This is a genomic window from Mucilaginibacter sp. 22184 (assembly GCF_052045695.1).
GTDB lineage: Bacteria > Bacteroidota > Bacteroidia > Sphingobacteriales > Sphingobacteriaceae > Mucilaginibacter.
Window position 1 is genome coordinate 208792 of sequence record NZ_JBQEPI010000006.1, and the last position, 23495, is coordinate 232286.

Here is a 23495-nt window from a genome sequence, read left to right on the forward strand (position 1 = left end):
ATCAGGATTTTTGACTTGATCGTTTCCTAACATAAAACTTACAACGTATCACGTACAACGTAAAAAAATGAGCACATTCACCAGCAATACCAGCATTAATAAACCTATTAGCGAGGTCTACGCGTTTTTAGCCGATTTTAACAATCACCAGAAACTGATGCCGGAAAATATACAGGAATGGGTATCGACCACTGATGAAGCTCATTTCAGCATTCAGAATATGGCCAAACTTTCTTTAAAAATCGAAAGCCGTATACCTGATCAGGAAATTATCATTGTACCAACGGCTAAACCGCCATTTGATCTGAAATTAAAATGGTCGTTATCTTTTGATAACGACCATACCAATATTCTTTTTACTATTGATGCAGATCTGAATATGATGATGAAAATGCTTGCCTCTGGCCCGCTGCAGAAATTAGCGGATCATGAAACAAATAGCTTAACCGAAATATTAAGTTAAGCGCGCCATCTGCCTATCAATATACCTTTCTTTTTTGTGTGTTGTTAATGGCTATTATAATATTGATAACAACCAATGTGATGATTAATGCTGCCATGACCGGTAATATTTAATAATGTATAAATCTGTTGAGTCAAAGGCTGTTCCATTTTTTAATTCTGATTAATTTATAGTTAAATAACACCAAAACGCTTACCCTGTTTTAAATTTACGCACAAAACGGGCAAATATGTACACGACAATGTCAATTAATTGTGACGAGGATTGTACATAAATCCACAATGTGCCTCATTTTAATATCTACCCAAATACCAAAAAAATGAACTATTTACCGTATTTTTGCGCCAAATTACAGGTGCAGCATGATCACGGTATCCAATCTATCATTACGTTACGGAAAACGGACTTTATTTGAAGACGTTAACCTTAAATTTTCGCAAGGCAATTGTTATGGCATTATAGGTGCCAATGGTGCCGGTAAATCAACATTTTTAAAAATTCTTTCGGGCGATATCGACCCTACCAGCGGCTCTGTGAGTTTTACTCCTGGCGAGCGTATGGCGGTTTTAAGCCAAAACCACTATGCATTTGATGAGTTTTCGGTTATCGAAACCGTAATGATGGGCTACAAAGAAATGTATGCCGTAATGAAAGAAAAGGATGCCATTTACCTGAAAGAGGATTTTACCGATGCCGATGGCGAGCGCGCCGGCGAACTGGAAAACCTTTTTGCCGAAATGGATGGCTGGAATGCCGAAAGCAATGCCGCTACCCTGTTGAGCAACCTGGGCATCAAAGAAGAATTTCATTATAACCTGGTAAAAGACCTGGATAACACCCAGAAAGTACGCGTATTATTAGCACAGGCCCTTTTTGGCAAACCCGATATTTTATTACTGGATGAGCCTACTAACGATTTGGACATCCATACTGTAAGCTGGCTGGAAGATTTCCTGGCATCATATGAAGCCATCGTTTTGGTAGTATCGCACGACAGGCACTTCTTGGATACGGTTTGTACCCACGTAGTGGATATCGACTTCTCCAAAATGACCATCTATACCGGTAACTATACGTTCTGGTACGAGTCGAGCCAGCTGGCATTAAAACAACGTGCCGATCAGAATAAAAAAGCCGAAGACCGGGTTAAAGAGTTGCAGGAATTTATTCGCCGCTTTAGCGCTAACGCATCTAAATCAAAACAAGCTACCAGTCGTAAAAAGGCGCTGGACAAGATCAACCTTGACGAGATTCAGCCATCAAACCGTAAATACCCGGGAATTATATTCAACAACCTGGGTCGTGAAGCCGGTGACCAGATATTACAGATAGAGAATTTAAGCAAAACCCTTAACGGCGACCTTCTATTCAACAATATCAGCCTTACGGTAAATAAAGGTGATAAGATAGCCATACTGTCGCAAAACAGCTTGGCCACCACTGCTCTGTACAATATTTTAACAGGCCGTGATACTGACTTTAAAGGTACCTTTAAATGGGGTGTTACCATTAACCCGGCTGATATTCCGATTGATAACGCCGAATATTTTAAAGGTAAAGACGAAAACCTGATCGACTGGTTGCGTGAATATTCACCTGGCGAAAAGGATGATCAGTTTATCCGTGGCTTTTTGGGCCGGATGCTGTTTTCGGGCGAAGAGGTATTGAAAAAAAGCAATGTACTTTCTGGTGGCGAAAAAATGCGCTGCATGTTTAGCCGTATGATGCTGCAACAAGCCAATTTGCTGATGTTTGATGAACCAACCAACCACTTGGATCTGGAATCGATCACAGCGCTTAATAATGGCATGAAAGACTTCCGTGGCACCATCCTATTCACCTCACGAGATCATGAACTGGTAGAAACCGTAGCCAACCGCATATTTGAATTAACTCCGGGCGGTTACATCGACAAACTGATGACCTACGATGAATATATCAACAGCGATGTTGTAGAAAAACAACGGACTGATCTGTACGCTTTAGTTTAAGAAGAACGGAAGTCAGAAAAGACCGGAAGTCGGTGAGTCGGAAAGATGGAAGTAAAAAAACTTTCAGACTCACCGACTTCCGGTCTTTTCTGACTTTAAAGAAAACTCTTTCGCACTTCAATAAAATTTCGTTTATTTGCAACCCCAATAAAAAACGACTTGGTAGCTCAGCCGGTAGAGCAACTGACTCTTAATCAGTGGGTCGAGAGTTCGATCCTCTCCCAGGTCACTGAAGGAAACATTCTATTATGGATGTTTCCTTTTTTTATACCCATAAGAAAATGATAGCCAGACTGTTAGGCCACCACAAAAAAGAGCTAAAATTTCCCCTGTAAGACTTTATACTAATTTTAAATCGGATCTATTTTTATTCAAATCACCAAGCAATAACGCTTTTTCGGGGTTCAATTTTCTGTTCAGGTTATTTATTATCCGTTAATACAAACTCAGTGCTTACCATACTCCTCCAACTATTTTAACAACTTAGCCATCGTACTGCTTATCCATGTTTCCTGTTTTGGAAAATCGCGATAATTTTTAATATCGTGAAGTAATTCACTGTTTGCACTTATCCCTGCCGATTGCAATATGGCATAATCCTGTAAAGCCTCTGCGAAAACCTCCCACCTGATAGAATCATACGGCCCATCGGGGCCAGGGTAAACCACAAATGGATCGCCCTGAGCTATGCCAGGATAAGCCGTTGCAGCGCCCTCATTAAATGGATCAATAGATTGTTCAGTATCCAGCTTGTACCAAAAATTGTATCCCCAATGCAGAAAACCTTGTGCTTTTAATTTATAGAACAGGAAGCCCGACATGCGTATCTTAGCCAAAGGTGTATCGTAAAACCGGTTGAGCCACGGCCCACGTGGGCCGGTACAATAATAAACCCAGTGTGGTATGCCTTCTTTTAAATAATCTTCTGCCGAACTAATAATGGGAACCGGGATATCCGTCAGCTTATCACGACCATACCTTATATCGCTCAAAGCATCCATAACTTTCATCCAGGGAGCTAATTCATGCAGGAGATTTCTCGCTTTTTTATAGTTCTCTATATGCTCAGACCACGGCTCATCGGATAAATGGAAATAAGAGTTTTCCAACAACTTTTCCTTCTTTAAGAAGCGATGAAATTCCGGAAGATATTGCTTCAGAAAATTAATATATATGGGGTCCATCGCCTTTAAATGCTCATCCCATAACAATCTGTAAGTACCATCTTCTTTTTTAGTATATACGTGCATTGCATCTGCTACCCCCCAATACAACCAAAGGTGTGCCCACTCAAACTTCATGTACCCCAATTCACGGCACATATCAACAAACCGTTTCACATTTGTCCAGTCAAAAATATATTTACCCGGACTCTGTTCATTAACAATCAGCATTTGGCAAGGCTTTTTGAATACGGCTCTTAACTCAAAAAAGTTTTGAATAAATGCCACATCATTACCATGTTCAATCAAATTTTTCATTAGCGCGCGGGTAAGTTTCCACCAACGTTCATTGTACAATTCTGTTTTATAATACAAAGCGGTGGCCTCGCCTCTCCACCAGTGGGTTACATGAAAATCATGACGAGGTTTTATCACCAAATTGGCCACGTTAACTTTTACAAAAAGTTGCTGTTGCTTCTGCACCTTTCCTTCTGTCCAGGATAATTTTACTTTGCACTCATGTTCGCCGGGCGATATAGCTGCTGGTACGGTTAAGGTTATCCAAAAAGAGCGACTGGCGTAAGGTGTAGCGTCAGCTTTAGAAACCGGGTAAAGAGGTTCGGGCAGCATCCCCGGCAAATAACCAATACCATCTATTTCTTCCTTGCTTACATCCGTGTTGAAATTCGGAAAAGGTACCAGCCCTACATATCGTACCTGTGTTTGAATATCTCCACCATCTACCAAACAGTTGATCTGGGTTTGATCTTTCATCTGGTTATGAAATGCTACCTGAAAGGATATCTTACTATTTCGGGCGGCAAGTAAGCTCATACTATTTCTTTGCAATACAGGAGATTGCGGAAATACTTTATTTAAAGAACTTTCTAACCAAACGCTCATATGCCGGTCAAGGGAATCTGTTTTATTTATGGCGTAAATTGGCGTAATACTAAAAAGGCAATAGAAAACAAATAAGCCCGAAATGAGTAAATGAACTTTGTTTTTCATCTTAATTTATTAAGTTAATTGTTTTACTTTTCCTTTAGCAGATATAGTACGCTGCCCTGATATACTAAAACTTTTTACCGGTATTTTTCCGTATAGCACATTTAAAAATGGCTGTCCATTCTGAAGACTGATTACTCCAAAACCGGTATTTGCCGATATGAAACTTTTAAAATCTCCAACTTTTGGGTCGATATACAACACCTGGTCAACGGCATCAAAGCGCGCTCCTGTCAAGGCCTGTAAAAGGCCATAGCTGGCCATGGCACGTGCGTACCAGTGTCCACACTCATACTCATTAAATGGATTCCGAACCCGGCCATCGTAACGATCACGACAGGTACGCACCACCTCCAATCCTTCGTTTATTTGCCCAGTCAGGATAAGATGTGATGCCGCCTGGTATTCAATACCGGTCCATACTTCATCACTATATACAAACGGAATAGACAGTTTACCACCCTTTGGCCAGGAGCATAACAACAACCCTCCTTCTTTCCCGATAGCGTAAGTAGGTCTTTGTGGGTTGGCGTGTTCAGACAGATCTGTTTTCAGGTTATATCTATGTACAGAGGCCAGGTGCTGCTTAATCTTTATTTTATCCAATGCGATATCCAATCCACACATCTCAGCTATCCAGACACCCAGTATCCCGTCTGACAAGCAACCCGTGCCATACTGATATTTTGGCCCCTCCTTTTGTAATAACGCGGTTGCTTCTTTCGACAGATTTTTTACAGTAGTAGGATCTTGCACGTTAAGACCTGTCCACTGTATCTTTTGTACAAAATATTCGCCATTATATAAAGTACCTTCCAGTACTGCTTTTCCTTTAGCAAACAGGTCTTCATAATGTTGAGTAGGCTCCTTTAAAAATTTGCCCATCGCGGTAGTAGCTGTTAATGCACCCAGGTAAAAAGTAGTACACATAGGATCAGCGCCCCAAAATTCGATATCGTAGGTATTATGATGAGGTTCTTCCAATACACCACGACCACGTGGATCCCAGGTTTTGATACAATAATCCATGCTCATTTTTACCTTAGGATAAAGGCGTTTGAGCCAGGCATTATCGCCGCTAATCCTCCATTCACGATAAACTTTCATAATACCGCCTAATTGCCCATCAGATGCCGCGTGAAAATTGTGCGCCACCGGACGTATCGGTATCGACGTGCGGAATTGCTGGTGACCATCACAATTCTGACTTACCTCGAACTCTGTTTCTCGCAGCGTTCTTTCCAGTGATGGGAAAAGATGTGAAACCGCCTGCGCGTAATTCCATACGTGTGTGCATGAACCATGGCAACTCCCCCAGCTATCACCGCAGCCTTCCCAGTTCCACATACGGCCATCGGTTTGTCGTAAAACTGTAGGCGACTTGAGAATGGTTAAATTAGCTGCAACAGCTTCCAGTGCCTCGGGAGGAAGCGACGAATCATAAAAGGCGTTTTTAAAAATGGTTGATTTTTCATAAAGCTCAGTATAATTCTGCTGCCAGTATGCGGCTGCTTCCCGTATATTTTTAAATCTGCCGCTATACCAGGGTTTATGGAATTTATTACCGGGTTCGCTGCCTGATTTTTCGCATGGCTGGTCATTATTATTGCGGGGCTCATCGCCTATGCGCAGGTTCGTATCCGGCACATACCAGGTCATCAGAAGCTTAAGGGTTTTCTTCTCTCCTGCGGATAACTTTAAAGGCACGTATAATGAGGCGCCAGGTGCGCCGGACTCTACAGGCTCATTTTTACGTAAATCAGCTGTCTGTACGGTATTCCAGGCCATGGTAAAAGCATCCCACCAATCACCACGAAACCAGCAATGGTCAACCATCGTACTTTCATTATCCGTAAATATGGCAAAGTCGCCGGCTTTTTCGGGAGCTTTCTCTGTTCCATCCTGCGATAATATAAAGCCATTCGTAATAGGTTTAACCGAATTCCTGGCATCTCTTTGCTGCATAAAATTACGGCTGTTATATGAGAAAACCACCTCAATAGTCTTGCTGCTGACATTTTCAAACTCGTATTCCAAAGCGGCTACCGGTAAACTGGAGTTATCCGCGTCAGTTGGTATAAATGGGCTCCAGGCATTAATATTTACTTTCAATGGCATTGAACTGTCTTCCAGTTTTATGGCGGCAAAAGGAAAGCGGGCGGTAAACTGTACATCTTTAAAACGTGGCAGGCCCCATGTTTCTCCTCCCCCACCTAAACCAGAATCATGCTGTCCGAATTTTTTCCAGGCAGGCACCGGGCCTTCCAGCACCCTTGCACCCTTCTCCATTCCCTTTATCGAGATGGCCGCGAACATACAGGGCTCATTAAAGATCTCGGGGTTATTGCGTACCGACATATGTGATATGGCACCGGTTCCCTCGATACAAAACATACCTGCCCCCATACCGCCCAAGGGAAAGGCAACACGATTTAAATAAGCATCCGTATATGTTTCATTGTATACACGTGCAGCGGGGATCATATCATGGCACAACTGCGGTTGCAGATTAGGCGTTGTGGGTTTAGTATCAGCAAACAGATCAGCCGGAATAGCTGCCACGCCCAGTGCACCCACACCCAGGTTCTTAAGGAACTTACGCCTGTTATTATTTTCTTTCATTATCATAGAAGTTAGGTTTATATGATCATTTTATATCTATCGGCCAGTTATCTGTACGGAAGGGGCCAACGGGCAGGCCATCTTTACTAAAAAGGTTACCAATAGCCGTATTGCTAAATCCATAGCGTACAGCTAACGGTTGTAGTACCATGGTGTTCCAAACTATCAATGTATTTTTTTTCACTAATGCCTTTGCAGGATAAAATACCCGGTCACGTCCGGCAATAGCTATTTCGGTAAGGGAGTCGCCTTTTATTGTTAAACCGCGCCCTGTGTCATCAAAACTTATAATAGCCTTGTCTTTATGGATATTTATACTTTTAAATATCGGGCTTTTATAGTGGATATTTGGCTGGTGATAGGTTTCGGCAAGAGCCCAATTGGCCAGCCTAAGACCAACATCGTGCTTATTAACGGGGTGTACATTATTCACATCCGCCACCAGATCGGTTATAACCACCATCCCGGTATTTGGATGTTTCATGCTTTCGGTTTGGGATTCCCGCATCAATGCGCCCACATTGCTCAATTGATATTTAAAAGGCGCTACCTGTACAAAATAAAAGGGAATATTTTTACTGAACGCCCGCCGCCAGGCATCGATCATAGCGGTAAACAAATGCTGATAAGTACCCGCATTGATGGTATTATTTTCGCCCTGATACCAGATTACGCCTGCTACGTTGAAGTCTTTTACGGGAGCTATCATTGCATTATACGCATAACCGGCAACATTAGGGCATTGATCATTGGCCACTATTTTGGTGGCAGCCTGTTTTAATACGTTATCATTATTTATTACGCTATCAGGCGTCCACACTTCAGCCGACGAGCCCGACCAGGCGGCTTCTACCAAGCCAATGGGCACATTCAGCTTGCTATTTAAATTGCGCCCAAAAAAGTAAGCTACGGCACTGAATGATCTCAGGGAATTACTATCACAAACAGCCCATTGCGCATGACAGTCATCTTGTGGCACCCTGGCTGTAGCCTTGGGAATGTGAAAAAAGCGGATGTTGGTATTGCCTGCTATTTTATAGGCCTCTTTAATATCCTGTAAACCCCAGTTACCGCTCATTTCCATATTGCTTTGTCCCGAACATACCCAAACCTCTCCTATCATTATATTACTTAAAACGATGGTGTTACGTGCCTTGATAGCAATGGTATAAGGCCCACCTGCAACTGGGGTATTGATATCAAGCGCCCAGTTAGCGTTACCATTAGGTTTGGTTTCCGGGTAAGTTTTATTGTCCCATGAAGTGGTAACCGTGATTTTTTCGTAAGGTTCGCCCCAGCCCCAGAGCTTTATGCGGCTCTGCTGCTGCAAAACCATGTTATTGCTCAAAACAGCCGGTAAACGAATATCTGCACGAACAAAAGCACCCGCGCAAATCATCACGACCATACACGCCGTTTTTATAAATCCCTTTTTGTTATTACTATTTTTCATGGTATACATTAATTGCCAATATGGTAATCAGGACTAACATAACTGTAAACCTGATAGGCCAATTCACTCCAGGCACTTGGTTCAGGAAAAGGCTTACCAGGATATAATTGCTGACCGTTGGGTATGAATTTTAATTTAACTTTTATAGCCGAAAGTCCTCTGGTTAACCTGGCAGGTATCAGGAATTCATCATCCCTGAAACGGCGGTTGGATGTTTGTATGTTATAAACCCGTTTGCTTAACTCACCCGGCGGGCGAGAAACAACACAGGTGTTGGCCCCGGCAAGATACCATGTGCCCGCCTTTTGCCAATTTACTTTTCCTTCATTCTGCCCTTTAATAACCCGGGCTACATAAACCTCGGCGGTTTGATTTGGGAAGCTATAATCCAGTGTACGCCGCAGTAAGGCACCTAAATTATGGCGGGCAAGCGTTACGGTAAACTCCGATGCACCGCGGGTGTAACGGCCATCTTCCTGGTGCGACGGGTAGATCTCTTTACCCATAAACTCTTTATAGCCCGTTTTTTTATTCAGATCATACCCCCATGCGCCAGTCGGGTAATGGTCTGGCCCCCATTCATAACGGGAGTTTATTGTCTGCACCGCCGATGCATCCGGCGAATAATAAGCGTGCTGCTGTTCACTTTTGATCTGCCCGATATTTAAAGAATCGGTTTTAACGAGCGATGGCGTCGGCAGGCCATACCAATAGGTAACAGCTTCATAATGTTCCTGCGATACATTTTCATTATGTTCAAAACGGATAACGGCGCGGTTACCGAAAGGCATCATATCGGCCACAAGAAAACGATATGCCGACTGGATCAGATCTTTTTCATTAACTGCGGTCTTCTTTTCTGTTGATCCGCAGGGATGCCCTGCCAGCGGAAGCGTCATATTTTCACCCCCCCAATAGTCGCCACCCCCTGCCCATTCTTCGGTACCCGTGCCGTAAGCCTGCGGAGTTTGACTATCGTCAAAAAAGAAACGTGGGTCACCCTCCAAAGTACTCAGATTGGCGTTATGCGAAAATATAAAAGATGTCCCCATAAAGCTGCCCGACCAATCCCGGTGCCCTTCTATGCCGCGCGTATCCAGCCAGGTCATATCCAGGCCCAGCTCAGGCTTTGGGAGGTCTTTATAAGTTGCATGAAAATAACTACTTCGGTTCTGTGTAATCTTAGCAGGTTCGTATCTTATTTCATAATCCAGCTTCGTTTCCTGTGATGACATTGCAGTCAATTCCAATTTTGCTGATCTGAAAAAGGGCATTGGGTAATAACAGGCCAGTTCAACCTTTTTGTTGATATAATCAAAATGAATATTGATAGGCAGTCCTTTTACAAAATCGGCCTTATTCTCCCGGTTATAAAAAGTACCTGCGCCAAAAAACAAACAAAGGGGTGCATCTATCGACGGATATTTGGCATCATCCCAGGTTACTTTCAGTCTGACACGTTCCAGCTCAATAGCTTTATCAAGCGGTAAACTAAATTTCAACGCCCTGATGGTTGAATTAGTTGTCCGGATATCTGCCACTACGATGCTATCGCGGTTAAGCTTGATATTACCCCTCAAAACCTTAATGTTTTGAGGGGCGATATCAGTACCCGCGCTATTAAGCAGCTTTATTACATCCAGACTTGGCGCTTTGGCCATGTTCCATGAACTGATGGATCGAGAAAGCCGGGTGTCATCAGCGTATAAATGATAGATATAATAACCTGTACCATAAATGGTGCGTGCATAAGCTATCCGCAAGGAATCACGGAAAGGTATCGGTGTCCAGATCAGATCGGCACCTTTGGTAGTGGCCCAGGTATATGCCAATGGTTCAGGAAAAGCCCTGACCGGTATAAACTCAGTTTGTTTAAATACCTTATCGGCATTTAAGGGAGCAGCTGTGGCCGTTTCCTTTACTATATTGTCCGTACCATCTATAGTAAAATGCCATGGACTACCGTGCCAGTGGTTAGCCCTGAAAAAATACAATATCCCCTTGCCCTTCACATCCAGGGTAACATTTTCGTCTTCTTTATTCATAAATAAGAAGTGGGAAGCATCATAACCGCCCCCACCCCGATCATAGGTACTTCGCATATAAGCCCTTACACCAATGCGCTGCATTGGTAACAGATCCCAGCGGAGATAAGCATCATCACCTACTGGAATAGGTCTGTACGCTATATCACCTGCTTTTTTGTACCGTGACTGAGCTTGTGCTATCGATGTGCTCAACAGTAAACAAAGCACACGGATCCAATACCTGATGATCACCTTATTCATTCGTTTTATTTTACTTCATTCAATAAGTGGCCATAGCGCCTTACCCGTAATGCGGCTTGCTCCTTATGCGCTGCAAAACCCTCCAATTCACATAAGCGCATAGCGTACTCACCAATCATGGCACTTGCTTCTTCGGTACAGCGTTGATAGGTACAGTTCTTCAGGAATTTACCTACCCAAAGCCCACCTGTATATTTAGCCGCTTTCATGGTGGGCAAGGTATGATTGGTTCCTATAACTTTATCGCCATAGGCCACATTTGTTTCGGGGCCCAGGAACAGTGCACCATAGTTAGTCAGCTTGTCCAGGAAAAACCGAGGATCCCTGGTGAGTACTTCCACGTGCTCGTAAGCCAACTTATCGGCCTCCAGAATGGCCTCGTCTTCATCAGCCACCAAAATAATAAGGCCATTATTCTCCCAGGCCACACGAGCAATATCCGCTGTTGGTAATTTTGCCAGTTGGCGTTCAATTTCAATTACCGTTTCCCTTGCCAGGCTCGCAGAGGTAGTGATCAATGCTGCAGGTGAAGTTGGCCCATGTTCAGCCTGACCTAAAAGGTCACAAGCTACCATCTCTGCATCGGCAGTATCGTCAGCAATGATCAACACTTCTGTTGGTCCTGCAAACAGATCAATACCCACTCGCCCGTATAACTGACGTTTTGCCTCGGCCACATAAGCATTACCGGGTCCAACTATCATATCCACAGGCTCTATAGTATCGGTACCAATTGCCATGGTTACCAGTGCCTGCACACCTCCAATAATATAGATCTCGTCTGCGCCGGCCATGTACATCGCACATACCGTTGCCTGGGGGATTTTGCCATTAATCGGCGGTGTGCAGGCAATCACTCGTTTTACGCCAGCTACTTTTGCTGTTAATACACTCATATGGGCCGATGCCACCATAGGATACCTTCCTCCAGGGATATAGCAACCTACACTGTTAACGGGTATATTTTTATGCCCCAGAAATACTCCCGGTAACGTTTCGATCTCAATATCCGAAATAGAGGCCCGCTGTTGCTCGGCAAAAAACCTGATCTGCTTTTGGGCAAACCTGATATCGTCTATGACCTGTTGAGGGGTATTATCGACAATTTCTTTGATATGCTGCTCGCTGAGTTTAAACGATGTGGGCGACCAATGGTCAAACATTTCCGAGTATTGCAGCACAGCACTATCACCACGATTTTCAATATCACTGATTATTTTTTCTACGGTCTCTTTCACCCTGGTATCCGCGTCTTTAATTTCCAACGCGTTTCTTCCACTTTTTAAAACCTCTGCCATGGTTATGTTATATATTATTTTGTTATTATTCTCCCGAAGGTTTTTTTAAGTTTTGCAATGTGCTTACAGGTATGCCAAAATCTGGAGTACCATCAGCGTTCCAGGTAAATTTTTGTATCCTCGGGCTCCTTGATCCACCACAGCCCAGGCCACTTTGTGCATTGGCGTGGTAAATGATCCAATCTTCTTTGTTATCCTTTGATTTAAAGAAGCCATTATGACCAGGACCAAATACATTATTGTCGATATTTTTACTAAATACAGGGACCGGGCTTTTAACCCAGTCAGCCGGATTTAAAGGGTCGCCATCTGCTTTGAGGCTAAGCATACCCAGTCCATAATCATCGGTATTACAACTGCTGCCAGAGTAGACAAGGAATACCCGCCCTGCCGTGTTTTGTAATACCTCAGGACCTTCATTGACCGCCGATCCCTTTTTCTCCCAATCGTATTCGGGCATGCAGATCTGTACTTTAGCGGTTTTCAGTGTCCAGGGATTGGCCATTTCGGCAATGTAAATACGCTGGGTGATATCCTGTTTAGAGATTTGCCCGCTCCAGATAAAGTATAGCTTGCTTTTATATTCCAGCACTGTACCATCAATAGCGAAAAAATCGCCATTAGGATCAAAAAGTCTGCCTTTATCGGCCCATGTGCCATTTAAGGGTTCCGGGGATGAATTTTCGAGCACAAAACAACGTTGCGTACCCAGATCTGACGATGCCCCTGCTGTATAATACAAATACCATTTTCCCTGCAGGTAATGAAGTTCCGGCGCCCATATGTTCCGGGAGTTGGGCCCGGTTGAAGGAGGGGTCCATACTACTGTTGAACTGGCATTACTCAATTCGGAAATTGCAGCTGTTTTGGTAATGGAAATATTGGATACCTGGGTGCTCATGTAGTAAAATACGCTACCGCTTTTAATTACCCAGGGATCGGCACCGCTACTAACTAAAGGATTTTTAAATGTGCTTACCTTAGCCGCCGCCCCAGACGGGAGCGTTGTGTTTGAAACATTTTTTTTGGTGCAGGATAAAATAATGATGAGCGATATGGCCAATAATGCCAGCTTCAGTAAGCTATTATTCTTAACGGTTTGTATGATCCTGCTTTTAATTTGTTTTTTCATCGATAGGTTGTATGGTGAATAAAAATGATCGCTGTTTAATAACCCCACAGCTTTGGATCATTGCCTTTACTTTTGCGCCATTCGTTGCGCCAGCGGTGTATATCAACAGGACTGATCATAGGCATGGGTTTACGTGCGGCAGCACCGGGTATGGAAGGTATTCGCTCAGCTTTGTCCTGATACCAATAAGCCACACTGGCCAAATCAAGTGTCATCACATTTGAGCTGCCGTGTTCAATAGTGAATTTTAACGACCGGTCAAAATAAATCGGGTCGGCAATGTTAAAGCGGTAAATATGTGTCTTGCCCAGGAAGCCGATATCGTTATTGACTTTAGCGTAACCAAAATACGGTGTGCTGTAAGGCGTTTTAGGCGCCCCCCAGGAGGTATTAAAGTAATCTTCGGTGCCTGTTCCATTTAAAGTTGGTTTATCATCACCATCAATAAAAATCATATCATCTCCTTCGCCATACCAGTAAGGCGTGGGCGAATGCACGTAATAATTGACACCAACAAAATGCCCTTTGCCCTTAATATCGGCAATTATGTAATTATCCTTTCCGGTTTTGTTGGGCTTGTTGGGGCCAAACATCCAGTGTTCGTCTTCCACACTATCTGCCGGACCCGTAAGCTGTTTGTTATACCAGGCATGGAACCGGCCGGTATTGGCAGGCAGCTTTTTCATTTCCACGTAATCCACATAAAAATAAAACGCCTTAATATCTTGTCCCGATTGGTTTTCGATCTCGATCCGCGCCCCCTTAGCAAAAGGCATCGCGAAATAACTTACCAGGCCATTCCCGTTCATCGGTGTTGCCAGTAACGGCGTCGAAGTGAACAGATATGATTCCTGCCAACCCTGCCCAAAGAATGGGCCGATGGGTGATTCAACAGAAGGGTAATCGTTCCCGTCCCAATACATGCGGATGATAATATCGTTGCGGCTCAAAAACCGGGGTTCAGGTGCCATTGTGATCCAGATGTGATTGATGACACCCGTACCCTGTACATTAAATATCGTCCGCTTTTCGCCGGGCTTAATATTTTGCAGATTGTCGTGATTATCACCGCTCTGGTCGTAACTACTTACACGTTTTGATCTCACATCATGTCTGATCTGTGTCAAATCTGTCATTTCCTGAGCGTGCAACCGCGAGACACAGGCCAAAAGCAATGCAACGACAACGTATTTTAATGATTCCATACCTATAAGTTTAATTGCCCCATAAAAGTGGATCATTACCTTTACTCTTGCGCCATTCATTACGCCAGCGATGTATGTCACCTATATTGATGAGCGGCATTGGCTTTCGGGCCGCAGCATCCGGAATGGCTGGCACAGCAGTAGCTTCAGTTTGATACCAATAGGCTACACTCGCCAGATCTAACGTGAGTACATTATTATGCCCATGTTCAATAGTGAACTTAAACGACTTATTAAAATACAGTGGATCGGTAATATGAAACCGATACAGATGGGTACGTCCCAACCACCCTATATCATTATTTACCCGGGGATAGCCATAATATGGATGTGAGAAAATATCCTTTGGGCACCAGGCGGTATTGAAATAATCTTCAGTTCCCGTACCATTTAACGCGGGTAGCTTCGGGTCATCGATAAATATCATTTCGTCACCCTCGCCATACCACATCGGCGTGGGTGAATTAACATAATAGTTTACCCCAACAAAGTGCCCCTTACCTTTAATATCGGCAATCACATAATTATCCTCACCACGGAGATTATTGCCGGGCTTACCCAGAATACCCCATTCATTCTCCCCTTCAGTTTTGGAGGCACCTGTTAACTGCTTATTATACCAGCTATGAAAACGCCCGGTATTGGCAGGTAGTTTATCCATCGCAGCATAATCAATACTGTAGTAAAAATGATCAATGTTGCGCCCAGACTGATTATCTATCTCGATCCGTGCGCCATTATTAAAGGGCATGGTAAAATAGCATACCATCCCCCGCCCTTCAACCGGGCTTGCAGAAAGCGGCAAAGCACTGTAATTGTAGGACTCCTGCCAGCCCTGTCCAAAAAACGGGCCGATGGGCGACCATACCGATGGATATTCCTTACCATCCCAATACATTTTAATGATCACATCATTACGGCTCAGGGTGCCAGGGTCGGGCGCCATGGTGATCCAGATATGATTAATAATACCAGCGCCCTTAACTTCAAATATGGTCTTTTTTTCATCCTTTGCTATCCGGATAAAATCATCACCGCCACCACTGCGATCATAGCTACTAATTCGTTTTGAGGTTACACCCTGCTGTATTTGAGACAATGCCGACAGATCGTTATTGAGAATTTGAGCATTCACAGCAGTATTAATGAATGCGATGGAGAGAAAAATAGTAAAAATGTTTTTTTTCACGATGATATTATTGCTTTAACATGTGCTTAATGACCGGATCTGCCTGGGCTTTAATGATAGAATTCTTTGTTACGTCCCAAAAGCTGTTTTTTTGTTCAATCTGTATTTGCGAGGTTACTATCCAGCTTTGGATCCAGCCAGTTAATGTACACCAGGCGCCCCAGCCTGCGTCAGAGTTGGAAGCCCAGTAATCCCATCTGCCATAGTCAAAGGCGCGCATCCAGGCACCATCCAGATCGTGATGTTTGGTACTATGTACCTGTATGCGGGTTAAAAAATCCGACAGTTTATCAACCGCATCTTTATATTTTTTATTACCAGTGGCCTGGGCTGCTTCGTTTAAACTAAACAAGGCGAAGTTGCAGGTATACAACATACAGGATGCCTTCTCGCCATTACGAAATATAAGGGAGCCTTCATCTGTTCCATAATCTGCATTACTATTCAGGGCTTTGAACATGCCTTTACCTTTTCCCAATTCTTCCTGTATGGCACCGCTGTCGTCCTGGTATTTCAGTATCTCGTTCACCATTTTATCCAGCCATTGGCGGTGTTCGGGGGTGTCTTCTATACGTACCAGCCATGCCAGCGGCAGTATCATACGGGCACGCTGGGTTTGCATACTACTGCCCCATTTCCATTTATCAGGATAACCATCCATGGTAATTTTAATGGCTTCTTTAGTGCGAGCCAGTAATGGTTCATATTTTGTTTTACTATACAACCATAAATAACAAGCCCACATCCATGATTCAAAATGAGGCGACTCATGCACCAGATCGCGATTGTAATAGTATTGCCAACCGTTTTTAATAATGTCCGCTTCTTCAAGCCGCTCTCCCCTGAAACCTTGTTTACCCGTCGTTCTGAAATTTCCTATAATAGCCTCGGTCAATTCTTTATCCCATTTATCGGTATGCAGATATGATGCCGCAGCTATAGCGCCCAGGATGGCCCGGGAATTATCATCGCCATAAAAAGTTGTGGCATTGGGAGTCGACCAGCCTAAGAGACCAAAAGCCGGACTGTTTGGATCATTCTTATTTCCTCCACGCAGGTTGGAGGTTTTGAACAGATAGTTTACCAGATTGGCAGATTTGGTTTGATATTCGTTATTGTTCAGCAAATTACCTGCGGCAGCCATAGCCATACTTACCTCACCCTGTACATCAGCGCGCATCCAGTAACGGTATTGCTGGCTGCCATCATAGTAAATAGTAGATGTATGCCCCTCGATAATGCCCAGGCTTCCATCACCACTTAGTTTGCTTTGATTCACCGGTGGACCAATAGGTACTGTATTATTGGTCCCATCATGTTTCAACCAATCCGCCTTCCAGCTTTGGTCGATAAAAAAACGGCCATTATTAAACCACTGTGCGCCTTTTTTTATAGAGGTTAAACGAGCGTCTGCAGGTAACCGGTCTTCACGATCAAACATGGGTTTTACATCTTCCAGCCATTTGTCCAGGTTAACATTCTGCTTACCAATTGTATGGGCAAGTATGTATCTCCAAACTGTTTTTACAGCTTTCTGTGGGCCGTAGCGGCCTGTTTCAAAATTGCTGAGGCCTGTCATACTTACCAACACACCATTTCGCTCAAAAAGCAATGGATAAGTTTTGGTATCTTTTAATCCGTATTCGGCTTTATCAAAACCTACTACTTTGGCTAAAACAATGAGGGGGTTGTTTATTTCAACGGGTAAAATATAGCTGTTTTGTACAGCAAACAACGCCATTGGTTTTAAATTTTCACCAAAAACATCTTCAGTTACAACGGCACGTTCCAAATGAGTTTCAACAGGTTGTGCAGGTATAGTTAAACCAGGAAACGCAGAGGGATATTCCACATATAATTTAAGTTCTTTTTTTTGGGCCTGATCAATCAGCTGCTGATTGATCAGGTTAACGGGGTCTGTTTTGGGATAGGCATCGGCAATAATAAATACTCCTGATTCACGGGTAGCTGCATTTACAGCAGCTTGTGGTGTATTGTACTTCTTTACGTTGAAGCCTTCGCGCTTCAGCAATTGAAAGAGATCATTTTTTTCGTTGCAATAGAAATACAGATCCTTACCTTTTGCAAAACACTGGATAACAGCAGCATTGAGCAGGATGCCTATCCAAATAATGCTTTTTATGGTTGTATTTATTTTCATGCTTTTTATCATTACAATTTCAATCAGCTATTGCCGATATTTATTTGTTATACAATTCATTTAATAAACGTAAAGCCTCCTTACTGACCACCTTGTCGGTTCCTGCTTCCATGTATGACCATTTACCCGGACCTGCCTCATAACCACCCAGTTGAAACGCTTCTGCCGTAGGAATATAGCCGATATTGTTTTCGGCATAGGCCACGATTATGGTGTAGGTAAAAGGGGATCCATCCTCAATATCCTGAGCCGTTTCCACAAAGGGTTCACCTGGCAAAAAAACTATGGCTAACTCTCCTATCCTGATAGCACTAAAACGGGCCAGGGCATCCCGTCCATTAGTTATCCCACAACCCGGCCTGATGGGAAGCTGTAGCTTACTATTGGTAAATGCGAAAAGGGAACTATCTATTCTCAACAGTTTTTGATCATTTTGGGCTACTTTGGCCAGGGCGATACCATGTTCCCGGGCATAACCTGGCCCCATAGAAACCGATGGAGGATTAATATCACCCGCCGCTCCATTTAAAAACATAGGCATACCGTTTTGGGTCGAACGTTCCATTTCTCTACACATTTCGCCAGGAAATTCGGCCGAAATATGTTTCATACACATTTCATGTACCGGATGGCATATAGCTTGAACCACAGTTGCTACGCTTTCTTTTTTTTCGTTATAAAACCGAATAGTTTTAACCCGGCGATCAACGGGAAGCAAATCAAGCAATTCCGGGGCTATGGGTTGGAGGCTATCAGACATCACGATCCCTCCGGCCGTTTTAATACGGCGTTGCATGGAAAAATCATTCAGCTCATCATAAAAAACAGACAGTGTACATGGCTGCATGGCTACCAAGGCGCTCTTTATGGCTTCCCTGATCCTGAACTGAACCTTTGCCAGCCAAAACTGGTAGATCTCTGTTTGATATAAGTTTGACAAGGCTACCGATTCGGGCGCATTGTGCGTATGGGTATAAGTGAAAATTATCTTACCGGGATCGATAATATCTGTCATACCCTGCTTAAAATTATCCCATCCCTCAACTGCGGTATCATTTAAAGCAAGCAGATCTGCGGATATAAGAGCAAGCAATTCCGCCCCGGAACGAAATACTAGCACCCGGGCCTTTAATGGCAATCTTACAGACTCGAATGGTTCATAAGTGCCGTTCACTGAGGAGGTTAACAACCCAACCTCAAGCGGCGGGGTTATATCAGTAACCGAAGTTCCGACAAGTAATGGAGATAAGGTCATTTATTTTTCTTTTTAACCCAGTTTAAGGATTGCTGCCAGAACTTGTCGTAATCAGCCCACAGTTCAAAATTGATCCCCCAGTGCGGGGCCGGATCAGACATATAGGTTAATACCCGGCCTTTGCCATATTCGCCCACCACTACCAGCGGATGGCCGGTTTCTTTTACCCTTACCAGTACTTGTCCCTCAGGTTTTTCGTTTACTTCGTTATAACCAAATATGGGTGGAAATTTGTCCCATGCCAAGCCTTTTACTGCCGGATGATCGGGTACCAGAACCTCGGCTGTAAACCCCGCTGATGACTCCACCAGATCCTCGATCAGCAAACAATCAACCGGTAAAGCATCTTTCAAAGTACTCCTGCCCCAGCCCGATTTGGCCTGCACACCACTGAATGATAACCAGCCGCCCAGCATCATCATGCCGCCACCATCACCGATCCACTCTTTGATCACAGTCAACCTATCCGGAAAAGTCACTACTTTGTTTTCACGCCTGGCACGGTCAAAAAAACTTGGATACAGATGGAAACATTTGGCCTCAACATCGCTAATGATTAGGGAAACGGATTGCTCCAGATATTCCTCCAGCTTACCGGGTTCCAGGCGATATAGTTCCCAATTGGCCAAAGGGGTAACATCAACGTGATGCTCCAGGGCTTCGGTAAGGCGTTCACCGTAGAAATGCAGGTCGGCGTCTTTTGTTTCTGTTCCAAAGGGGGTTTCGATAAATGTAGGGCCAACGTGGAATACCCAGTCGCCAAGATATAGCACATGTTCATCTTTTGATCTGAACTCTTTTTTTGCTCTCATAAATTTATAGCCTATTGATTATTAATTTTTTAAAGATTTTATTCAATTATGGTCATGACAGTTTTTTGTATTTCGGTATTTTCTGCCGTACGAATGGTTAAATAAGCCAGATACGCTTTGGCTGTCTGTTTAAATATGATGAATAACACGGCAGATACTATCAGCTCTGCCAGGCTTCTGTAGTAATTCCCAAACCATGCCTCTGTTAGTCCTTGTATGAGTAATGATGTAGCTGCAAAGCCAATAACCGCGATACCCAAGCCGCGATATATGGGTTTAACAATATTGGTCAGCGGTTTTGAGCCGTGTTTTACACGGAATGGTTTCCAAAAACCTAAAGGATGCACTCGTTGGTAAAAATCATCCAATAATTTATCCGGATCTGGTTTGGTAAACAGGGCTACGGTTACCCACAAAACGGTAGTTAACGCCATCACCAGCAGGGTTGACCAATACCAGGATAACACCAGCTTTTGTGCCTGATTAATTCCCAGCCATAACAGCAGTTTAGGCCCCAGCACCACAACGCAAAAGATGATCGCCCCACCAAATGATGCCGCTACCCGTGCCGGTCCATTGAACCGCCACCACCACCATTGTGCCCAATTGGCGGGTAGCTCGGCAGCGCTGAGCTGCAGCATAAATATGGCTACATCGGTTATAATACTCACATTAAATACCACGGCAATAGCCAGTGATATAATGATAGCCATTCCTACTTTCCCCATCAGCATATAGTGTTTTTCGCTGGCCGAGCGTACAAACCATTTACGGTAAATGTCGCTTACCAGCACCTGACTGCCAAAATTCAGATTATCGCCTACTACCGACATCGTGGCGGCCATCATAGCCGCTACCAACAGGCCCATGGCTCCATGTGGCAGCATTTCTTTCATTAACCGGCCATAAACCAGTTCACGGTCGGCACCCGGATTGCGCAGTTCCGGCCAGATCACAGCGGCCGAGATACTGGGCAGTGTAACCAGCAGCAATAAAATAAACATGGTGATAGCCGCTACTACGTACATGGTTAGTGCTTCTGCCGGTGTTCGGGTTGAGAGTATTCGCTGCCCTTCCATTGCCCCTCCCATAGGCGCGGCATCGCCGCCGTAGCCTATACTTTGACCAAACATCCAGGCCATGGCAGCCGCCAGCGGAAACACATCATGCTTAACAGGCGGTATCATCTGTAACATTTCGGGGTGGGTTGAACCAAACATATGGGCAATAGCCGTCGTCATAGCTACAGGTCCGCCAAAATGTGCCAGCGTGAGGCCGGCCAGCGTAATGGTTCCGATAAAGAAAATGCTCATCTGGATCAGATTGGAGATTACCACACCCTTATAGCCAGAAAAGAAAACAAAGAGAAATGAAACCGGAACTACCAAGTATAATGTCTCTACTTTAGTTAACCCAAATGCCGGCCCCATGATCTTAAATGCCGCCAATAATGTGATCCCTGTCCAGGCAGGCATTGCTATTAATGATGTACGTATTGCTATCCATATCCGCATAGCTGACGCCGCGCGGGCTGGAAATCTTAATCCATAAAACTCCAGAGAGGTAAACAAGTTTAGGCGTCGCCAGAAAACCGCAAACAGCACACCTCCAATGAACAAGGCCAAACCAAACCGGCTTAAATACCACCAGGATATAAAGGATCCTGTTACCAAAGCCAAACCACCATAACCTGTTGCTGCATCAGGGCTAACCAGGGCTGCGGTATAAGATATCCCGTTCAACCAGCCGGGGATCTTTCGCCCGCCCAGAAAAAAGTTTTCGAGATTGGCCGATGCAAATCGCCGGTGCCACAGCGACAAGCCAAACATCAGTACCAGGTATACTGCAACTATCCAAACATCCAATTGATCCCAGTTCATATAGATTTATTAATTTGGTCTGGATTGATAATTACATATTGGCTGAAAAAGTTTTCAATCCACCATCTCCTATCTAAAAAATCAAACATGAATACGTAGTCATTTTTATTTATTATATCATTCATCAATACCGGTATTAGAAGCATTATTATCTTAACATTATTTATATTTAGGTTTTGAGCTTTACGGCGATGAATAGAATCTCAATATCCACAACTTTTTTGATCTGGACATTTTGAATGCGTATTCAAATTTAAAATTTTCCAATTAACATTCCAATAGCTGATCAAAATAAATTCACTTTTTATACCCCCTTTATCCTTTCGACCAATGGAGCCAGTTGTGGTAGGTTGCTTTCGGGCTTATCCAGATAAAAATATGCAGTCGCCGAATAGTTATCAACCCTGTAAAAATTCACCCATTCATCTGCAGGGAATTTATCATCAAAAAGATCTGGATAAGCAGGGTCATCCAATAATTTGGTTAAACTTCTTGACGTTCCTACCGATATGGGCTTCGCCTTCCCCCCGGCTTTGACTATTGCCCTGATCAGGTCGCGCCCAGCCCCTCCTATTTGTTGTATGGTTACACGGCAATCGGTATGAAAGTATATTGGATCAGGTATATGATACCTGTAAAAAGCAAATTGCTTCTTCTGTTTGTCAACAACCGTTGCACCCTGATATAATTGCGAAAATGGTCCAAGGTTCCATGCCGAGCCAATATAGTCCTCCGTACCGGTACCAGCTAAAGTGGGATATTCATTGTCACCGTCAAGATAGGTTTTTACTTCACCTTCACCAAACCAGGTATCTCCGTATATTTTATCAGCTATTACACCAATATTTGCCCCCAAATACCTGCCTTTACCATTTACCCGGGGTAATATCTCAAAATCCTGGCCTAATTCTACGCCTTTATTATTGCTCCAATAAGCATGAAAATAAGCTATGTTTTTGAGGTGCTTCTTTACCTTGGTCAAATCCACATCATAAAATAGCAGTTGGTTTTGTTTTGATTCATTAATCAGCACGATCCGGGCATGTGTTTTAAAAGGCATAGGGATGTAACAATTGAATGATTTACCTTCAGGATTAGTAAACAACGCACTTTGAAAAGCGGCCATTCGTCCTAAACCCACACCAAAAAAATCCCCCAACGGAGCCGATACCGCTGGTTTTGTGGCTTTATCCCAATACATTTCTATATGAATAGCACGTAAAGCCTCAGGATTACGGTCAATAATGGTCATCCAGATGCGGTTGATAATACCAGCACCGTCAAAATCAAGCAAAGTGACACTTTGGCCGGCATTTATCCATTCGCTGGGATGGCCTTTACCGCCTTTATTCTCCATGGCTCCCCTGCCCTTATCACCGGAGCGATTCTCGAAACTTACCCAACGGGCTTCTGCATCTGCTGGCAACTCATAAAGCTGCTGCGCTTTTACCTCAACTGTGTAAAAGCTAACTATTAACAATACTGCGGTTATTCCAAATGATTTATTCATATATAAATTTTATTAAGTCAAATAATACCGGGGCTCGCCCCCGGTATTAAACTAACCAACTAAAC

15 protein-coding genes and 1 tRNA gene are annotated in these 23495 nt (G+C 43.7%); 3 read left to right on the forward strand and 13 right to left on the reverse strand.

Annotated features, from left to right (window positions below; all coding sequences use genetic code 11):
- The first annotated feature begins 67 nt into the window (after positions 1–67).
- The 3 genes from ACTJKG_RS14940 to ACTJKG_RS14950 all read left to right on the forward strand — a co-directional run bounded on the left by ACTJKG_RS14940 (position 68) and on the right by ACTJKG_RS14950 (position 2683).
- Positions 68–463: an SRPBCC family protein gene (locus ACTJKG_RS14940; RefSeq protein WP_440739679.1), complete on the forward strand. Its 396-nt coding sequence runs from the start codon at positions 68–70 to the stop codon at positions 461–463.
- Positions 464–825: 362 nt separating this feature from the next.
- The gene (locus tag ACTJKG_RS14945; RefSeq protein WP_440739680.1) at positions 826–2454 is read left to right on the forward strand and encodes an ABC-F family ATP-binding cassette domain-containing protein; all 1629 of its coding nucleotides are present in this window, start codon (positions 826–828) and stop codon (positions 2452–2454) included.
- A gap of 156 nt (positions 2455–2610) precedes the next feature.
- Positions 2611–2683 (forward strand) — tRNA-Lys (locus ACTJKG_RS14950).
- Between the two features lie 241 nt (positions 2684–2924).
- Here the strand turns inward: ACTJKG_RS14950 and ACTJKG_RS14955 are convergent.
- The 13 genes from ACTJKG_RS14955 to ACTJKG_RS15015 all read right to left on the reverse strand — a co-directional run bounded on the left by ACTJKG_RS14955 (position 2925) and on the right by ACTJKG_RS15015 (position 23430).
- Entirely contained in the window at positions 2925–4628 is a 1704-nt protein-coding gene (locus ACTJKG_RS14955) for a DUF4091 domain-containing protein (protein WP_440739681.1), read from the reverse strand.
- A gap of 9 nt (positions 4629–4637) precedes the next feature.
- Complete coding sequence (locus ACTJKG_RS14960) at positions 4638–7247, reverse strand: GH116 family glycosyl hydrolase (protein WP_440739682.1); 2610 nt, start codon at positions 7245–7247, stop codon at positions 4638–4640.
- A 25-nt stretch (positions 7248–7272) separates the two neighbouring features.
- Positions 7273–8700, reverse strand: a complete 1428-nt coding sequence (locus ACTJKG_RS14965) for a sialate O-acetylesterase (RefSeq protein WP_440739683.1) — start codon at positions 8698–8700, stop codon at positions 7273–7275.
- Positions 8701–8708: 8 nt separating this feature from the next.
- Positions 8709–10988 carry a DUF2961 domain-containing protein gene (locus ACTJKG_RS14970; RefSeq protein WP_440739684.1) on the reverse strand — a complete coding sequence of 760 codons (2280 nt, stop codon included), beginning with the start codon at positions 10986–10988 and terminating at the stop codon, positions 8709–8711.
- Between the two features lie 5 nt (positions 10989–10993).
- Positions 10994–12286 (reverse strand): histidinol dehydrogenase, encoded by a 1293-nt coding sequence (gene hisD / locus ACTJKG_RS14975; RefSeq protein WP_440739685.1) that lies wholly within the window; start codon positions 12284–12286, stop codon positions 10994–10996.
- A gap of 25 nt (positions 12287–12311) precedes the next feature.
- Positions 12312–13418: a glycoside hydrolase family 43 protein gene (locus ACTJKG_RS14980; protein ID WP_172337321.1), complete on the reverse strand. Its 1107-nt coding sequence runs from the start codon at positions 13416–13418 to the stop codon at positions 12312–12314.
- Between the two features lie 35 nt (positions 13419–13453).
- The gene (locus tag ACTJKG_RS14985; protein WP_440739686.1) at positions 13454–14623 is read right to left on the reverse strand and encodes a glycoside hydrolase family 172 protein; all 1170 of its coding nucleotides are present in this window, start codon (positions 14621–14623) and stop codon (positions 13454–13456) included.
- 10 nt (positions 14624–14633) lie between these two features.
- Positions 14634–15812: a glycoside hydrolase family 172 protein gene (locus tag ACTJKG_RS14990; RefSeq protein ID WP_440739687.1), complete on the reverse strand. Its 1179-nt coding sequence runs from the start codon at positions 15810–15812 to the stop codon at positions 14634–14636.
- A 7-nt stretch (positions 15813–15819) separates the two neighbouring features.
- A complete protein-coding gene (locus tag ACTJKG_RS14995) occupies positions 15820–17973 on the reverse strand; it encodes a hypothetical protein (protein WP_216650669.1) in 2154 nt (717 codons plus the stop codon).
- A 40-nt stretch (positions 17974–18013) separates the two neighbouring features.
- A complete protein-coding gene (locus ACTJKG_RS15000) occupies positions 18014–19228 on the reverse strand; it encodes a hypothetical protein (protein ID WP_172337324.1) in 1215 nt (404 codons plus the stop codon).
- Positions 19225–20040, reverse strand: coding sequence for a glutamine amidotransferase (locus ACTJKG_RS15005; RefSeq protein ID WP_172337325.1), 816 nt, complete (start codon positions 20038–20040; stop codon positions 19225–19227). Before ACTJKG_RS15005 ends, ACTJKG_RS15000 begins: the two co-directional genes overlap by 4 nt.
- Before the next feature lie 38 nt (positions 20041–20078).
- Positions 20079–21920: a sodium:solute symporter family transporter gene (locus tag ACTJKG_RS15010; protein ID WP_440739688.1), complete on the reverse strand. Its 1842-nt coding sequence runs from the start codon at positions 21918–21920 to the stop codon at positions 20079–20081.
- 304 nt (positions 21921–22224) lie between these two features.
- Positions 22225–23430, reverse strand: a complete 1206-nt coding sequence (locus ACTJKG_RS15015) for a glycoside hydrolase family 172 protein (RefSeq protein WP_440739689.1) — start codon at positions 23428–23430, stop codon at positions 22225–22227.
- Between the last annotated feature and the right edge of the window lie 65 nt (positions 23431–23495).

What these genes read in the sequence shown, in the direction of transcription:
- ACTJKG_RS15015 (WP_440739689.1), bottom strand. Translation starts at nt 23,430, where the DNA reads ATGAATAAATCATTTGGAATAACCGCAGTATTGTTAATAGTTAGCTTT.
- ACTJKG_RS14995 (WP_216650669.1), bottom strand. Translation starts at nt 17,973, where the DNA reads ATGAAAATAAATACAACCATAAAAAGCATTATTTGGATAGGCATCCTG.
- ACTJKG_RS14965 (WP_440739683.1), bottom strand. Translation starts at nt 8,700, where the DNA reads ATGAAAAATAGTAATAACAAAAAGGGATTTATAAAAACGGCGTGTATG.
- ACTJKG_RS14940 (WP_440739679.1), top strand. Translation starts at nt 68, where the DNA reads ATGAGCACATTCACCAGCAATACCAGCATTAATAAACCTATTAGCGAG.
- ACTJKG_RS14945 (WP_440739680.1), top strand. Translation starts at nt 826, where the DNA reads ATGATCACGGTATCCAATCTATCATTACGTTACGGAAAACGGACTTTA.
- ACTJKG_RS14985 (WP_440739686.1), bottom strand. Translation starts at nt 14,623, where the DNA reads ATGGAATCATTAAAATACGTTGTCGTTGCATTGCTTTTGGCCTGTGTC.
- hisD (WP_440739685.1), bottom strand. Translation starts at nt 12,286, where the DNA reads ATGGCAGAGGTTTTAAAAAGTGGAAGAAACGCGTTGGAAATTAAAGAC.
- ACTJKG_RS14970 (WP_440739684.1), bottom strand. Translation starts at nt 10,988, where the DNA reads ATGAATAAGGTGATCATCAGGTATTGGATCCGTGTGCTTTGTTTACTG.
- ACTJKG_RS15000 (WP_172337324.1), bottom strand. Translation starts at nt 19,228, where the DNA reads ATGACCTTATCTCCATTACTTGTCGGAACTTCGGTTACTGATATAACC.
- ACTJKG_RS14960 (WP_440739682.1), bottom strand. Translation starts at nt 7,247, where the DNA reads ATGAAAGAAAATAATAACAGGCGTAAGTTCCTTAAGAACCTGGGTGTG.
- ACTJKG_RS14955 (WP_440739681.1), bottom strand. Translation starts at nt 4,628, where the DNA reads ATGAAAAACAAAGTTCATTTACTCATTTCGGGCTTATTTGTTTTCTAT.
- ACTJKG_RS15005 (WP_172337325.1), bottom strand. Translation starts at nt 20,040, where the DNA reads ATGAGAGCAAAAAAAGAGTTCAGATCAAAAGATGAACATGTGCTATAT.
- ACTJKG_RS14980 (WP_172337321.1), bottom strand. Translation starts at nt 13,418, where the DNA reads ATGAAAAAACAAATTAAAAGCAGGATCATACAAACCGTTAAGAATAAT.
- ACTJKG_RS15010 (WP_440739688.1), bottom strand. Translation starts at nt 21,920, where the DNA reads ATGAACTGGGATCAATTGGATGTTTGGATAGTTGCAGTATACCTGGTA.